At 60.0% G+C, this 15672-nt stretch carries 6 protein-coding genes, 3 tRNA genes and 3 rRNA genes; 6 read left to right on the top strand and 6 right to left on the bottom strand.

Features of this window, described 5'->3' with window-relative positions; translation table 11 throughout:
* Positions 1-5: 5 nt before the first annotated feature.
* The 4 genes from D2V07_RS11035 to D2V07_RS11020 all read right to left on the bottom strand — a co-directional run bounded on the left by D2V07_RS11035 (position 6) and on the right by D2V07_RS11020 (position 5512).
* Positions 6-1769 carry an ABCB family ABC transporter ATP-binding protein/permease gene (locus D2V07_RS11035; protein WP_119587199.1) on the bottom strand — a complete coding sequence of 588 codons (1764 nt, stop codon included), beginning with the start codon at positions 1767-1769 and terminating at the stop codon, positions 6-8.
* Between the two features lie 121 nt (positions 1770-1890).
* Positions 1891-2886 (bottom strand): aspartyl protease family protein, encoded by a 996-nt coding sequence (locus D2V07_RS11030; protein ID WP_119587030.1) that lies wholly within the window; start codon positions 2884-2886, stop codon positions 1891-1893.
* An 89-nt stretch (positions 2887-2975) separates the two neighbouring features.
* Positions 2976-4472: an oligosaccharide flippase family protein gene (locus tag D2V07_RS11025; RefSeq protein ID WP_119587029.1), complete on the bottom strand. Its 1497-nt coding sequence runs from the start codon at positions 4470-4472 to the stop codon at positions 2976-2978.
* Positions 4469-5512 carry a glycosyltransferase family A protein gene (locus D2V07_RS11020; RefSeq protein WP_119587028.1) on the bottom strand — a complete coding sequence of 348 codons (1044 nt, stop codon included), beginning with the start codon at positions 5510-5512 and terminating at the stop codon, positions 4469-4471. Before D2V07_RS11020 ends, D2V07_RS11025 begins: the two co-directional genes overlap by 4 nt.
* A gap of 701 nt (positions 5513-6213) precedes the next feature.
* Here D2V07_RS11020 and D2V07_RS11015 point away from each other — a divergent pair.
* The 6 genes from D2V07_RS11015 (at position 6214) to D2V07_RS10990 (ending at position 11536) form a co-directional block, all read left to right on the top strand.
* Positions 6214-7700, top strand: a 16S ribosomal RNA gene (locus D2V07_RS11015).
* Between the two features lie 184 nt (positions 7701-7884).
* Positions 7885-7961, top strand: a tRNA-Ile gene (locus tag D2V07_RS11010).
* 15 nt (positions 7962-7976) lie between these two features.
* Positions 7977-8052, top strand: a tRNA-Ala gene (locus tag D2V07_RS11005).
* Positions 8053-8314: 262 nt separating this feature from the next.
* A 23S ribosomal RNA gene (locus D2V07_RS11000) occupies positions 8315-11103 on the top strand.
* Between the two features lie 135 nt (positions 11104-11238).
* A 5S ribosomal RNA gene (gene rrf / locus D2V07_RS10995) occupies positions 11239-11353 on the top strand.
* Together the 16S, 23S and 5S rRNA genes with 3 tRNA genes alongside form the textbook arrangement of a ribosomal RNA operon.
* 106 nt (positions 11354-11459) lie before the next feature.
* Positions 11460-11536, top strand: a tRNA-Met gene (locus D2V07_RS10990).
* Positions 11537-11595: 59 nt separating this feature from the next.
* Here the strand turns inward: D2V07_RS10990 and D2V07_RS10985 are convergent.
* Both D2V07_RS10985 and D2V07_RS10980 read right to left on the bottom strand, forming a co-directional pair.
* On the bottom strand, positions 11596-13908 hold the full coding sequence (locus D2V07_RS10985; RefSeq protein ID WP_119587027.1) for a TonB-dependent receptor: 2313 nt from the start codon (positions 13906-13908) through the stop codon (positions 11596-11598).
* A 50-nt stretch (positions 13909-13958) separates the two neighbouring features.
* Positions 13959-15590: a winged helix-turn-helix domain-containing protein gene (locus D2V07_RS10980; protein WP_147366947.1), complete on the bottom strand. Its 1632-nt coding sequence runs from the start codon at positions 15588-15590 to the stop codon at positions 13959-13961.
* Positions 15591-15672: the final 82 nt, after the last annotated feature.

The raw sequence follows: 15672 nt of genomic DNA, 5'->3' as shown, positions 1-15672 counted from the left end.
GAGGACTATTCGGCCGCTTCGCGCGTGTCGGTGTCCTCGCTCTGCTGCCGGTTCCACATCTCTGCGTAAAGACCGTCCCGGCGCAGCAGATCGCCGTGACTGCCGTGCTCGACGATACGCCCTGCCTCCATCACGTTGATGATGTCGGCATCGGCAATGGTCGAAAGCCGGTGCGCGATGGCAATGGTGGTGCGGTGGGCCGAGACGCGCTTAAGCGTCGCGAGAATGTCCTGCTCAGTGCGCGAATCGAGCGCGCTTGTCGCCTCGTCCAGCAGCACGATGGGCGGATCTTTCAGCAAGGTGCGGGCAATCGCCACGCGCTGCTTCTCCCCGCCCGACAGCTTCAGCCCGCGCTCGCCCACCTCGGTCTCGAAACCGTGGGGCAATGCGTTCACGAACGGCAGGATGGATGCATCGGCGGCGGCGCGGCGCACCTGCTCGTCGCTGGGATCGTCGCGGCCATAGGCGATGTTGTAGCGGATGGTGTCGTTGAATAGCACCGAATCCTGCGGGACGATGCCGATATTGCGCCGCAGGCTCTCCTGCGTGACCTCGCGGATATCGTGGCCATCCACGCAGATGCGCCCGTTCCACGGATCATAGAAGCGGAACAGCAGCCGCCCGATAGTGCTCTTGCCCGCGCCCGATGGCCCCACCAGTGCAACGGTGCTTCCCGCCGGCGCCTCGAACGAAAGGCCGTGCAGGATCTGCCGGTCACGCTCGTAGCCGAAATCCACGTTCTCGAAAGTGACGGTAGGGCGCTTCACCACCAGCGCGGGTGCGCCGGGGCGGTCTTCGACCTCTACCGGGCGATCGAGCAGGCCGAACATGTCGGCCATGTCTATCAATCCCTGGCGGATCGTGCGGTAGACCCAGCCGAGCATGTCGAGCGGACGGAAAAGCTGCAGCAGGTAGGTGTTCACCAGTACCAGGTCGCCCGGCGACAGGCGCCCTTGCGACCAGCCCCATACGGTCCACGCCATCGCCGCGCCCATCATCAGGTTGAGGATGACGGCCTGAACGATGTTCAGCATACCCAGCGAATTCTCGGTCTTTATCGCGGCCTCGGCATATTGCCCGGCGCTGCGCGAATACCGTTCGCGCTCCCGGTGTTCTGCGCCGAAGTATTTCACGGTCTCGTAATTCAGCAGGCTGTCGACCGCGCGGGCCATGGCCTGTCCGTCGAGGTCGTTCATCTCCTTGCGCAGTTTCACGCGCCATTCGGTGATGGCCTGCGTGATCCAGATAAAGCTAACGACGGTAACCGCGACTGCGGCAACGAGCTCCCAGCCGAAGATGGTCCAGAAGATAACGCTTACTACCACCAGTTCGATGGCGGTGGGGGCAATGTTGAACAGCAGGAAATAGAGCATCGAGCTGATCGATTTCGTCCCGCGTTCCACCACGCGGGTGATCTCGCCCGTGCGGCGCGAGAGGTGGAACCGGAGCGAAAGCTGGTGCAACCGCGCGAAGACATCTTCGGTCAGGCCCAGCACCGCGTCCTGCCCCACGCGGTTGAAAATGATGTTGCGCAACTGGTCGAACAGCACGCTGCCGAACCGGCCCGCAGCATAGGCGATCACCAGCGCCATCGCGACCCAGATGGCCGGCTCGCCGTCAGCGCCCATGGTGTCGACTGCGCGGGCATAGGCAAAGGGCAGGGTGAGGACGACGGCCTTGGCCAGCAGGACGAGGATCCCCGCGCCGACGATCCGGCGCTTGAGGTCCGGCCTGCCCTTTGGCCAGAGGTACGGCAGGAAGCGGCGCATGGTCGCCCAGTCGGCGCTTTCGCCGCTTGCTGTCCTGGTCCCCGTCCTGTCGCCGAAATCTCTCACCGCGCCAAGGTGGGGCCTTGGGCAGGGAAGGGCAAGCGCGAGGCGGCGTGTCGGCCTAGTCGTTCAACCTGCTGGCCCGGCGGTTGAAATGCCAGACCTGGTCGATCGGGACATCGCCGGGCAGGTCGAACAGCACGCGGCGAGAGCGAAAGTCTATGGCAACTCGCTTGAACAGCCGCATTTCGCGCATGCCCAGGATCAATGCGGGCCGTTCCACCAGGCCAAGGGAGTGGAAGGTGGGAGAATCGGTAAACGAGACGACGACATTGTTGATCTGAGCGGTGCCCAGTTCCAGCCGCCGGGCCATGCGGGTTTCCCCGCTGGTGCGCACGCCGTTGATATCGGTGATGACCGCATCGTCCAGTTGCTCGCGGCGGCGCAGCCTTTCCCGCAGCGCGAGGTTGCCGACCGAACCCTGCGCCCCGGTGTCGAGCATTACGTCGACACCCACGCCATCGATCTGGGCACGGTGGATGATCAGCTGGCCCAGCCGTTCCTGCGCACGAACGACGATGTCGTACCCGCCCCTGCCGCCAGGACCGACAGAGTCGGAGACCTGCATCGTGCCGCCTGCGAAATCCAGCAGGACGCGCTGGTTCTGCAGCGAATCGAGACCGAGGATGCCGTCCGCCCCGCCGATATGGGCACCTTCCAGGACTGGCGCGGTTCGCAGGGTCAGGCTGCGCTCGCCCAGCTGGAACCGGGGCACGATGGTCGTCTCCACCGCGCGGCTGCTGGCCATGCCGACCAGCGTTGCGGGTTCGCGGTCCGTCAGGTCGAGCTGCTCTGCCAGGCTGCGCGAAAGCACGGTGGCCTGCGATCCGGTGTCGACCATGAATGCGAAAGGTCCCTCGCCCATGATGGTGACCGGCACCGTCATCCGGCGATAGCGCTCCGTTTCCATGGCGATGGTTTCGATAACGATCGGCGCTGCCGAAATATCGTCCGAAGCGCTTTCTTGCGCGGACGGTGGGCGGGCCGGTTCGGGAACATCTTCCGCCATGGCGGGGGTGAGCAGGGCCAGCGCGCCTGCGGTCGCAATCCAGTGCATTGCCTCTCTCCTGCCCGACGAGGTGTCCCGGACCACGGCGAGCTTGTGGTGAGGGTATTACCACGCAGCGGGCCAAGGCCCAAGCCGGGCTAGTGCGAGGCAGGGCGCGGGGCAGGCACGAGGCGTGCCCAGCCAAACCGGCTAAGCGCATGGCTGGCGAAGTGGTGGATCTCGAAATAGGCCGGGTGGCGAATCTGGCGCAGGGTGACCAGCCACAGCACGACACCGATCACGGCGGCGGCAAAGACTTGGAGAAAGCCGGCCTCCAGTGCGGGCGCGACATATCTGTAAGAGAGCCACACCGGCAGCACCGCCGCCCCTGTCACCAGCGCCGATTGCAGCCAGATGCGCAGCAGCGCGCTCCAACGGAACCCGACGACGCCTTGCAGGAACGGTGCATGGATGGCGAGCCAGGCAAAGCCATAGGCAACGCGGCTAGCAGCGGCGGCTTCCAGAGAGAACATCGCGCCGATCGCCAGCAGCACGACGGAGACGGCGGTATCGAGACCGAAGCGCCAGAGCAGGGGGCGCGTGCGCTTCAGCAGGATTGGCAGTTCGACATGCAGGGGCAGGGCGATCATCAAGATTTGCGCCATGGCAATCCATTCCAGCGGCCGTGCCGCGCCCAGCCAGCGCTCGCCGTAGAGGATGTTCACCACTGGCACCGAACAGGCGGCAAGGCCGGCCATGGTGGGCCAGGTCAGGGCCGTGAAACTGGCAGTGACGCGTTCGTAATGCGGGCCGAGTGGATCGCCACGGTCACGGAAGCGGGCAAAGGCCGGGTAGAACACCGTGGTCATCCCGCCGCTCACCAGCCAGCGCAGCTGCCAGGCAAGGCCGTAGGCGCGGGCGAACAGACCCACGGCGACGGTATCGAGCAGCCGCCCGATCAGAAGTTCGGGAAGGCGCGAGCCGAGCTGCGACATGCCGTTGAGCACCGTGGAGAAGCCGCCGAAATGCAGCACCGGCCACGCGCCTTCGATTCGCGGGGGGATCGGTAGCTTGCCACCCACCCGCCACTGGGCAATCGCCGCCCGCGCCACCTGCTGGGCAAAGGCCCCCCAGGCCAGGGCGATCGCGCCGTAGCCGTACCAGGCCAGGGTGATGGCGACAGCGGCGTTGGTCAGCACCACCCCGATCTCGATCATGGTGTTGGAGCGGAAATCCATGCGCCGGTGCAGCAGCGCCATGGGAACGGTTGCCAAGGGCACGAAGAAATAGCTCGCCGCGACGACCAGCAGCAGCGGCAGCAGGCCGGGCAGATCATAGAAGGCGGCAGCCGGCCAGCTGAGCAGCACGCACAGAACCGCAATCGTCCAGCTTATCGCCAGCGACACGGTGAATGCGGTACGGACACCATCGTCGTCGAGGTCCGGCTCTCCCGCGACGTAGCGATTGATGCCGAATTCCTGCAGCACCGCCAGCAAGGATACGAACGAGAAGGCGATGGTGAAAAGGCCCAGTTCGTCGGGATCGATGAACCAGCGCGCAAGGATTACGCTGGCGGCGAACTGGATGATGAACGCACCCATCTGGCTCGCCATGGCCAGCAGGGCTGCGCCCCGCACGCTCATCGCCGAACTCATGCCGTCGCCGCCTTCGGCTGCGGTGTCGACTCGTGTTCGCTGACTCCGGCACCGCGTGCGTTACGCCGCCGGCGGAATGCCAGCATCGGGGGAGCGAGCATGGGCAGGATCGACCACAGGGCGAAATAGAATCGCCAGACCACGCCAAGCTCGGGGCTGGCGCTTGACCTCAAATCGCCCAGCGCCCGCGTTTCGCCGTCGATCACCCGGTCTGCCGCCAGCGCGAATCGCAATTGCCGCTCGTTGTCGGCTATCATGGCGCGCGCTGTTTGCGCCTCGGGTGCATCGTCCGGCAGCTTTTCCAGCGCCTTTTCGAATGTGCGGATATTGCCCTTGAGCATCTTCATTTCCGCAGCCGAGGCAGAGGCGCTGCGAACGCGGTAATCGCCAAGCACATCGTCGATATAGAGGGCGTGCCCTCCCAGCAGCATCAGCCGTACCCACAGGTCGAAGTCTTCGGCGTGGGTCATGCCCGCATCGAATCCCCCCACGGCCTCGAAATCGGCGCGCCGGAAAGTGGAGCCTATGTAGACGCCAAAGCTGCGGTCCAGCACATCGGCCAGGCTACCCCGCCGCCCGTCGCCGGTGCCCTGCTTTGCCGGGAAACACATCCGTTCTTGCGGCACGGCCCCGAAGATTCGCGCATTTACCGTCACCAGGCGCGCGGATTCGTCTTCTTCCAGGGCTGCACAGGTCTGCGCCAGGTAATCCGGGCGGAGCATGTCGTCGCCGTCCAGCAGAGCGATCAATGGCGCACGGCTGGCCGCGATCGCCCGGTTGCGCGCGGTGGAAACGCCTGCGTTATCGGTTTGCAGCAGGGTAATGCGCGGATCCTGAAGGAACGGTGCGACGGCCCCGGCCACATCGTCGGGCGCGCCATCGTCCACCACGACGCATTCCCAGTCGGCCATCGTCTGCGCCAGCAGCGATTCGAGAGCCTCACCAAGAAGATGGGCAACCCCATACGCCGGTACGATCACCGCCACGCGTGCGCGCGCACGTAAAGAAGGGAGGGGGAGGGAGGCTTCGGAGCTGCTCATTGCACGCGCGCATTACGCGTGCGGGCGTAAAGATTGCCTCAATGGGCGTGAGATTCGCGAATCCATCGCCAAGAGAAAGGGAGGAATGCCGATTTGATGGCAGATTCACGCTGCGGTTTAGCGCTGTCGATGCATGGAATCGGACGAATCCGGCTCTTCAGGACACCAAATCAACCGTTTGGGCCGAGGGGCAGGCTGGGGCACCGAGCGGTTCTGGAAAGTCCGCCCTCAAAAAAATCGTTTGTTTTCAAAGCTATCGAGCGAAATCCGAACTTTTTGAAAGAAAATTGCAAAAAGCCGTTGACCGAATCCCCGACCCCGCCTAGATGGGCTCCACCGACGCGGCGCTGACGGCTTCCACCGCCACTTCGCATCGGTCGCCAACATTAAACGGACAGCCGGCTCCCCCGGTGTAAATCGGGGAACCATTAGCTGTCCGCCTTTAATTGTCTGGTTGGTTCTTTGACATTGTTAGTTTTTGATGAAGGGACATGTGGGCGACGGCGCCCCGTCTGCGAAACTCAAGGTCGCAGTAACGGGTAACCAAGCCGAAGCCACATCCTGACGGAACACCACGTTCTGTCTGTGATGATGCATGTTCATTCGTATCCATTACGTTTGATAGTGCAGGTATCGGCTCCTTGAAGCTCATGCCAAGCAGGTCGATGGGGTTATCCCCATGCCTGTTTAGTATGTGACACAAACTTGAGAGTTTGATCCTGGCTCAGAACGAACGCTGGCGGCATGCCTAACACATGCAAGTCGAACGAACCCTTCGGGGTGAGTGGCGCACGGGTGCGTAACGCGTGGGAACCTGCCCTTAGGTTTGGAATAACAGTGAGAAATCGCTGCTAATACCAAATAATGTCTTCGGACCAAAGATTTATCGCCTTTGGATGGGCCCGCGTTGGATTAGCTAGTTGGTGGGGTAAAGGCTCACCAAGGCGACGATCCATAGCTGGTCTTAGAGGATGATCAGCCACACTGGGACTGAGACACGGCCCAGACTCCTACGGGAGGCAGCAGTGGGGAATATTGGACAATGGGCGAAAGCCTGATCCAGCAATGCCGCGTGAGTGATGAAGGCCTTAGGGTTGTAAAGCTCTTTTACCAGGGATGATAATGACAGTACCTGGAGAATAAGCTCCGGCTAACTCCGTGCCAGCAGCCGCGGTAATACGGAGGGAGCTAGCGTTGTTCGGAAATACTGGGCGTAAAGCGCGCGTAGGCGGCTTTTCAAGTCAGGGGTGAAATCCCGGGGCTCAACCCCGGAACTGCCCTTGAAACTGGATCGCTAGAATACTGGAGAGGCAAGTGGAATTCCGAGTGTAGAGGTGAAATTCGTAGATATTCGGAAGAACACCAGTGGCGAAGGCGACTTGCTGGACAGTGATTGACGCTGAGGTGCGAAAGCGTGGGGAGCAAACAGGATTAGATACCCTGGTAGTCCACGCCGTAAACGATGATAACTAGCTGTCCGGGTTCACAGAACTTGGGTGGCGCAGCTAACGCATTAAGTTATCCGCCTGGGGAGTACGGTCGCAAGATTAAAACTCAAAGGAATTGACGGGGGCCTGCACAAGCGGTGGAGCATGTGGTTTAATTCGAAGCAACGCGCAGAACCTTACCAGCCTTTGACATCCTTCGACGGTTTCTGGAGACAGATTCCTTCCTTCGGGACGAAGTGACAGGTGCTGCATGGCTGTCGTCAGCTCGTGTCGTGAGATGTTGGGTTAAGTCCCGCAACGAGCGCAACCCTCATCCTTAGTTGCCATCATTTAGTTGGGCACTTTAAGGAAACTGCCGGTGATAAGCCGGAGGAAGGTGGGGATGACGTCAAGTCCTCATGGCCCTTACAGGCTGGGCTACACACGTGCTACAATGGCATCTACAGTGAGCAGCGATCCCGCGAGGGTTAGCTAATCTCCAAAAGATGTCTCAGTTCGGATTGTTCTCTGCAACTCGAGAGCATGAAGGCGGAATCGCTAGTAATCGCGGATCAGCATGCCGCGGTGAATACGTTCCCAGGCCTTGTACACACCGCCCGTCACGCCATGGGAGTTGGTTTCACCCGAAGGTGGTGCGCTAACCGGTTTACCGGAGGCAGCCAACCACGGTGGGATCAGCGACTGGGGTGAAGTCGTAACAAGGTAGCCGTAGGGGAACCTGCGGCTGGATCACCTCCTTTCTAAGGATTTATGCGGAAAGCGCCGGGCCTTGTGCTCGGAAGTGCTTCCTCATTTTCCAAAGAACATTGCCGTCGTCCTCATGTCCTTTCATCACTGGAGAAACACACAGGCGCAAGCTTGTGCTGTTTACGCCTGAGCTGGCTCACGCCCCTCGCGGCCTTTTGGCCAGCGACTGGTGAGTGTGGGCCTGTAGCTCAGTTGGTTAGAGCGCACCCCTGATAAGGGTGAGGTCGGTGGTTCGAATCCACCCAGGCCCACCATTAGTCTTGTCTCAAGGGGCCTTAGCTCAGCTGGGAGAGCACCTGCTTTGCAAGCAGGGGGTCATCGGTTCGATCCCGATAGGCTCCACCAGACAAGATCAGTATCTCCAGGATGAAAAGAAAACGGATCCCGCGTTTGGCGGGTAGGCGGTTTCGACCGCTGTCTTTGACATTGTGAATGGGTTTTTAAATCGATGCCGTGAGGTGTCGTCGCGCTGGCAAGGCCTTTGGTCTGGTCCAGTCGATGACAAATCACAAATCAATCAAATTGATTATCTGGCTGAGATAATTCCTCCGCACCATCTTTAAGCGGTCAAGCATTATGCAGGCTTGTCGTTGATGGTGTGGATTCTCAAGCGTGAGGTAAGAGCATTTGGTGGATGCCTTGGCATGTACAGGCGATGAAGGACGTGGCACGCTGCGATAAGCGTCGGGGAGTTGTGAGCAAACTTTGATCCGGCGATTTCCGAATGGGGAAACCCACCTTCACCATTTCTTCTCTTGTCCCTTCGGGGATTGGTGGAGAGGTGGATAAGGTATCACCGAGCTGAATATATAGGCTTGGTGAAGCGAACCCGGGGAACTGAAACATCTCAGTACCTGGAGGAAAAGACATCAACCGAGATTCCGTTAGTAGTGGCGAGCGAACGCGGACCAGGCCAGTGCCTTCATTTCAACTAGCAAAACACTTTGGAAAGAGTGGCCATAGTGGGTGACAGCCCCGTATGCGAAAGTGATGATGAAGGACTTGAGTAGGGCGGGACACGTGAAATCCTGTCTGAACATGGGGGGACCACCCTCCAAGCCTAAATACTCGTACATGACCGATAGCGAACACAGTACCGTGAGGGAAAGGTGAAAAGCACCCCGATTAGGGGAGTGAAACAGTACCTGAAACCGAATGCTTACAATCAGTTGGAGCCCCTTTGGGGGGTGACAGCGTACCTCTTGCATAATGGGTCAGTGACTTAATCTACCATGCAAGCTTAAGCCGTTAGGTGTAGGCGCAGCGAAAGCGAGTCTGAATAGGGCGACAGAGTATGATGGATTAGACCCGAACCCCGGCGATCTAGGCATGACCAGGCTGAAGGTGCGGTAACACGCACTGGAGGGCCGAACCGTTTAATGTTGAAAAATTATCGGATGAGTTGTGTTTAGGGGTGAAAGGCCAATCAAGCCGGGAAATAGCTGGTTCTCCGCGAAATCTATTGAGGTAGAGCGTTGGATGTATGCCGATGGGGGTAGAGCACTGGATGGGTGCGGGCGGCGCGAGCCGTACCAAGCCTAACCAAACTCCGAATACCATCGAGTCTTGTCCAGCAGACAGACGGCGGGTGCTAAGGTCCGTCGTCAAAAGGGAAACAGCCCTAACCTACAGCTAAGGTCCCCAAGTCATATCTAAGTGGGAAAGCATGTGGGAATCCCAAAACAACCAGGAGGTTGGCTTAGAAGCAGCCATCCTTTAAAGAAAGCGTAACAGCTCACTGGTCTAAATAAGGGTTCCTGCGGCGAAGATGTACCGGGGCTAAAGATATGCACCGAAGCTTAGGGTTGCAGTTTACTGCAGCGGTAGCGGAGCGTTCCGTAAGCGAGTGAAGCCGAAGGGTAACCGACGGTGGACGTATCGGAAGTGCGAATGCTGACATGAGTAGCGATAAAGAGGGTGAGATGCCCTCTCGCCGAAAGACCAAGGGTTCCTGCGCAACGCTAATCGGCGCAGGGTGAGCCGGCCCCTAAGACGAGCCCGAAGGGGGTAGTCGATGGGAACCACGTTAATATTCGTGGGCCTGAAGATGTGTGACGGATGGCGGAAGTAGTTCAACCTTATCGGATTGGTTGGGCTGCCAAGTTGTCCCGGGAAATAGCCTCTTCATATAGACCGTACCCGAAACCGACACAGGTGGTCAGGTAGAGTATACCAAGGCGCTTGAGTGAAGTATCCTGAAGGAACTCGGCAAATTGCCTCCGTACCTTCGGAAGAAGGAGGCCCTGTATCGACGCAAGTCTTTGCAGGGGGCACAGGCCAGGGGGTAGCGACTGTTTATCAAAAACACAGGACTCTGCTAAGTCGGCTTCAAGACGACGTATAGGGTCTGACGCCTGCCCGGTGCTGGAAGGTTAAGAGGAGGAGTGCAAGCTCCGAATTGAAGCCCCAGTAAACGGCGGCCGTAACTATAACGGTCCTAAGGTAGCGAAATTCCTTGTCGGGTAAGTTCCGACCTGCACGAATGGCGTAACGACTTCCCCACTGTCTCCAGGATATGCTCAGCGAAATTGAAGTTCCCGTGAAGATGCGGGATACCCGCGGTTAGACGGAAAGACCCCGTGCACCTTTACTGCAGCTTCAGAGTGGCATTAGGAAAGAACTGTGTAGCATAGGTGGGAGGCTTTGAAACTTGGGCGCCAGTCCGAGTGGAGCCATAGGTGAAATACCACCCTGTTGTTTTCTGATGTCTAACCTAGAACCGTTATCCGGTTCAGGGACCCTCTGTGGCGGGTAGTTTGACTGGGGCGGTCGCCTCCTAAAGAGTAACGGAGGCGCGCGATGGTAGGCTCAGGCTGGTTGGAAACCAGCTGCGAGAGTGCAATGGCATAAGCCTGCCTGACTGCGAGACTGACGAGTCGAGCAGAGACGAAAGTCGGTCATAGTGATCCGGTGGTCCCTCGTGGAAGGGCCATCGCTCAACGGATAAAAGGTACGCCGGGGATAACAGGCTGATACTGCCCAAGAGCTCATATCGACGGCAGTGTTTGGCACCTCGATGTCGGCTCATCACATCCTGGGGCTGGAGCAGGTCCCAAGGGTTTGGCTGTTCGCCAATTAAAGTGGTACGTGAGCTGGGTTCAGAACGTCGCGAGACAGTTTGGTCCCTATCTGCCGTGGGCGTCGATTGTTGAGAGGAGTTGCCCCTAGTACGAGAGGACCGGGGTGAACATACCTCTGGTGTACCTGTCATCGCGCCAGCGGTGCAGCAGGGTAGCTATGTATGGACGGGATAACCGCTGAAAGCATCTAAGCGGGAAGCCTCCCTCGAGATTAACAATCATCGAACCGTCGTAGACCACGACGTTGATAGGCTGGGTGTGGAAGTGCAGTAATGCATGGAGCTAACCAGTCCTAATAGTTCTGTTCGCGCTTGGTGAATCTGCACCATCAACGTCAGGCCTGAGTGGCTTAGCGTTGTGGAGGATTTGTCCAGCCGGATAATGACGCCTTCAACAAGCACACCTGATTGGTGCATCGATTTAAAACCTTGTCCGCACGCCGGCTTCATTGCTTGGTGGCCATAGCGCCTGTGACCCACCCGATCCCATCTCGAACTCGGCCGTGAAACCAGGCAGCGCCGATGGTACTAACGCTTAAGCGTTGGAAGAGTAGGACGCCGCCAGGCATTGTAGCCGGCGAGCAGGCAAGGAAATAACCCATTCACAAGTCAGAGGGCTGACCCGCAAGGGCGGCCCTTTTGGCGTCTCTATACGACGTCGACACTACGGTGCCGCGGGATGGAGCAGTCCGGTAGCTCGTCAGGCTCATAACCTGAAGGTCGTTGGTTCAAATCCAACTCCCGCAACCACCGTCTTCGAATGTCATTCTTTTTTCCGCCTCACTGGTTTCCGGTGGGGCTTTTTTGCGTCATTCGCCGAATTTGAGGCGCAGCTGGATCCCTGCGGTCCGCGGTGGACGTACAGATAGCAGCGAGACGTTGATAATCGGCCGGGTCAGTCCGGCAGAGATGACGGCGGTGTCCTCGATATTGTCGACATAAGCGCGCACGCTCCACGGTGCCCCCCTGCGCGTAAGTTCGATCGACGCACCGGTGATGCTGTGGGCATTGCGTCGCTGATCTGCGAGGTAATCCAGGTTGATGAAGCTACCACTTTCGACGCGTGAATTGGCGGCCACGACCAGGGTGTAGGCATTGCCGAGATCGATCGCCTGACGGACTGCGAAGTTGGCGGTCCAGCGCGGCGCGTTCAGCCCGGGCTTTCCCGAGCAATTCACCCTGAAAAGACGGATCGGCGGCGCCGCTTCGCGCGGGTCGTCAGTCACGTCACATGTGGTCAGCAGCGGTGCCCCGCCGGCCGAAATGGCATCGTATTCGAGGCTGCCATATTCGGCTTCGAGATACTGAACATCAGCCCTCAGCTCGGTGTTTGGGAGGGGAAACCACGCGAGTTCGGCTTGGGCTCCGCTCATGCGTGCACTTCCCGCGTTGACGGTGACGCCCGCCTGACCGAAATTGCCGGGTGTCACTTCCACCGGCCCGATATAGCTGATTTGCTGATCCCGGTACCGCCAGTGGAAAGCTTCGATATTCAGCGTAATGCGATCATCAAGAAATGCGCTCTTGGTGCCAAGCGTGAAGGCGATGAGCGTTTCAGGGGCATACTGGTTCTGGCCCGCCGACGGGAAGAAGCCGCCGGATTTAAAGCCGGTTGCTACCGAGCCGTAGAGAAGGGTGGATCGTGCCACGTCCCACTCGGCTCCCACGTTCCATGTCAGCCGATCAGCCTGGCGTCTTCCAGCGATTGGGACGAGTGGGGCGGTAGGGTTGAAGACGGTGCGGTTGCCAACGGCACCTTCCAGCGACTTTGTCTCATACGTGAGACGGCCTCCCGTCAGGAGGCGGACTGCCGGCGATAGGTGCCATGTCAGCGAAACGAATCCAGCCACGCTTTCGGTCTGCAGCCGGGGGCGATATTCCGGGTTGGCCAGTGCGCCCTGGTCGTAATTGTTGAAGCTGTCGGTGTCATCGGCAAAATAGTAAGCGCCGACTATGTAATCCAGCCTTTCGCTTGCCGCGCCGACAAGGCTGATTTCAGCCGTGAATTGGTCGGATGTCTCATCAATGCGTGACGGGAAACCGGGATTGTAAGTCAGCAGGTCGGGGCTGGACCGCCGGTATCCCGCCGCCGTGTTGAGTTCGCCGAAGCTAAGGTCGAGGCGCATCCGGGCCGAAAGCCCCCAGAACTCGCTGCGCTGGAAGCCGTCGTCCAGCGGAACGCTTACGAGGTTGCGAATCTGCTCGTCGGAAAGGGCCGCAAGGGACGGATTTGCGCGGAATAGACTGAAGGAGCGATCTTGCAGGATCTGCGTGATGCGCGGGGCCGAGGCACCGATGAAGCGATCGGGATCGGGCGCATCCGGCGTTCGGTCTGACGGGAAGAGTACGGCTCCTTTGCCGCGCCCCCCGATCCGTGCGTAATCGGCGGAAAGGATAAGTTCGACATTTTCAGCTGGTGCCAGCAGCAGGTTGGCTCGCGCTGCAACGATATTCTCGTCGTCGTAACCATCCGAAAGATAGCCATCGTGGCGCGACCATTGCCCGGCCAAACGGATCGCGGCGCGCTCGCCCAAGGGCACGCTCGCGCCACCTTGCAACTTGCGCGTGTCATAGGTGCCGAGTTCTGCCAGCAGGTTCGCCGATGTCTCCCCCAGTACGGGCATTCGCGACACCACGTTGACGGCACCCGCTGTGGCATTGCGACCGTACAGGGTTCCCTGCGGCCCTCTCAGCACTTCAATCCGCTCGATGTCGAAAAGCGTCCCGGCAGGGGCAGACGGCCGCGCGAAATAGATACCGTCGACGTTGTAGGCGACGGCGTTTTCCTGGAAGGCATTGATGGCCAGTGCACCCACGCCGCGGATGGAGAAGCTGGTGGAAATATCTACCGGTTGAACTGTTAGCGATGGAACCAGCCGGGTCAGGTCGCGCGGATCCGTTACCCCGAAATCGGTCAGGGTCTCGCCGGTCAGGATGGTGGCAGCGATGCCTGCATCCTGCGCTTGCTCCACCTGCCGTCGCGCCGTGACGAGGATACTCCTGTCGCAACGAGCTTCATCGAGGCATCTACTCTCCCCCGCGTTCGTAGCGGGCGCCTGGCCTTGCGCGATTGCCTGGCTGGCGGTCGAGACGGCGAAGAATGTCGCGAGCGCACGGATCATTGCCCCTGCTGGCCGTGCCCCATGTCTGGGCAGATGGGGCAGGCGGCGGCTCACGACATGGCAGCTTGCAGTTCGCTCTCGTGCGGCCAGACCCGGCGCAACGCTGCGAGGCAAGCGCTCCTGTCCTCGTCGCTTTCGAACCAATAGACCATGCGCCGGGCCAGTTCTTCCAGGTCGTCCGGCGTGTAGTCTGGCGCGATTGCGCGGATCCGCGCAATCGTAGTGCGCGCATCCACGTGCTTCCCGGCACGGCTTTGCGCCATCGCCAGGGTGACAAGGTTGAGGCTGTAATTGGGATTGCGATCCACCCCGTCCTCGTAAGCGGCGATCGCTCGTTCGACGTGACCCAGCCGGATTTCGCAGTGGCCGCGATAATGCGCCCAGACCGCGTAACGCGGATGGTGCGGCGCACGCTCTTCGGCCAGTTCTATCATTCTCCGCCCCGCCGGATCGCCGTTGAGCCAGCACAGTTGCCAGCCGAGCACCGCCAGCGTGTGTGAGTTGTTCGGATCGCGCTCCAGCGCCTGAGCGAGCTGGCGAACGGCAAGCCGGGCATTGCCCATCATGGTAGCGGCGATACCGGCGGCCAGCAGTACTTCCGGATCGTTCGGAGCAAGCTGCATGGCCGTATCGACGTGGCGGCGTGCCCTCTCGAAGGCATCGGGCGGCGTGCCGGGAAAGTTGCTCACCACGTTCTGCGTGTACTGGATCGCGAGGCCTGCGTGCACGGCCGCATCTTCGGGGTCGTTTTCGAGTGCCTGCCTCAGAAGCGCGATGATCTCGTGCGCGGTATCCGCGTTGTAATTCATGCGCAGGGCCTCCGCGCGCTGGACCAGCTCATAAGCGTTGAGCTGGAAACCGCGACCCGTAAGCGCGACTTCCGCATGAGCGATCTGCAGCGCGCTGGCCATCGCACTCGACAGGTCGAGCACGAGCTTGTCCTCTATATCGAACAGCTTTTCGAGATCGGTCGTCAGTTTGTGCGACCACACCTGGCTACCTGTCGCTCCATCCATCAACGATGCGCGAAGGGAGACCTTGTCCCCGTGACGCGTGATGGAGCCGGACACGATGTATCGCACTCCCAGCTTCTCGGCGATATCCTCTACCGGTGCAGATCCTTCGCGCACCTGCGCGGCGGAACTGTAAGCCGCAACTTTCAGACGCGGCACGCGCGACATGACCCGCGTGAGATCGCGGGTCAGCCCGTCGGCCAGGAATTCCTGCGAAGCATCGGCAGAAAGGCTGGCGAAAGGCAGGATAGCCACCGAGTAGTCGGGATGGTCCCTGCGCAAGACAGCTTCCGGCATCGGCTCGAGTGTCTGGGGCGTGCCCTCCTCGACGGGTGCGAGAAGTCGATAGCCCCGCTTCCAGACTGTCTCGATATACTTGGGGATAGACTGGTCCTTGCGGAATATCTGTCGCAGCAGGGAGATTGCCCGGGTCAGGCTCTCGTCTGCCCCGGGATTGAAATACCAGACGTGGTTGATCAGCTCATCCCGGCTGACCACCTTCCCCTCCTGCTGGGCAAGGAAGCATAGCACGTCCATCACAAGCGGTTCGACCGCGTAGGTTTCGCCGTTATGCTCCAGGCAATTGCTGAAAGGCTGGGCAGTGAACTGCCCGACCCTGAATGGCTCCTTTTCGAAACCGCCGCGTAACAAACCTGCTCCCCCGGGCACTACGGTTCTCCGTCTGCCCAATAATTCCCAACCGGCTACACACTGGAATAGCGGACAGCAGCATACCGTCAATATCGCTGCC

This window comes from Aurantiacibacter zhengii, from assembly GCF_003584125.1.
Taxonomy (GTDB): domain Bacteria; phylum Pseudomonadota; class Alphaproteobacteria; order Sphingomonadales; family Sphingomonadaceae; genus Alteraurantiacibacter; species Alteraurantiacibacter zhengii.
This window is presented reverse-complemented; position numbering and strand designations above follow the sequence as displayed.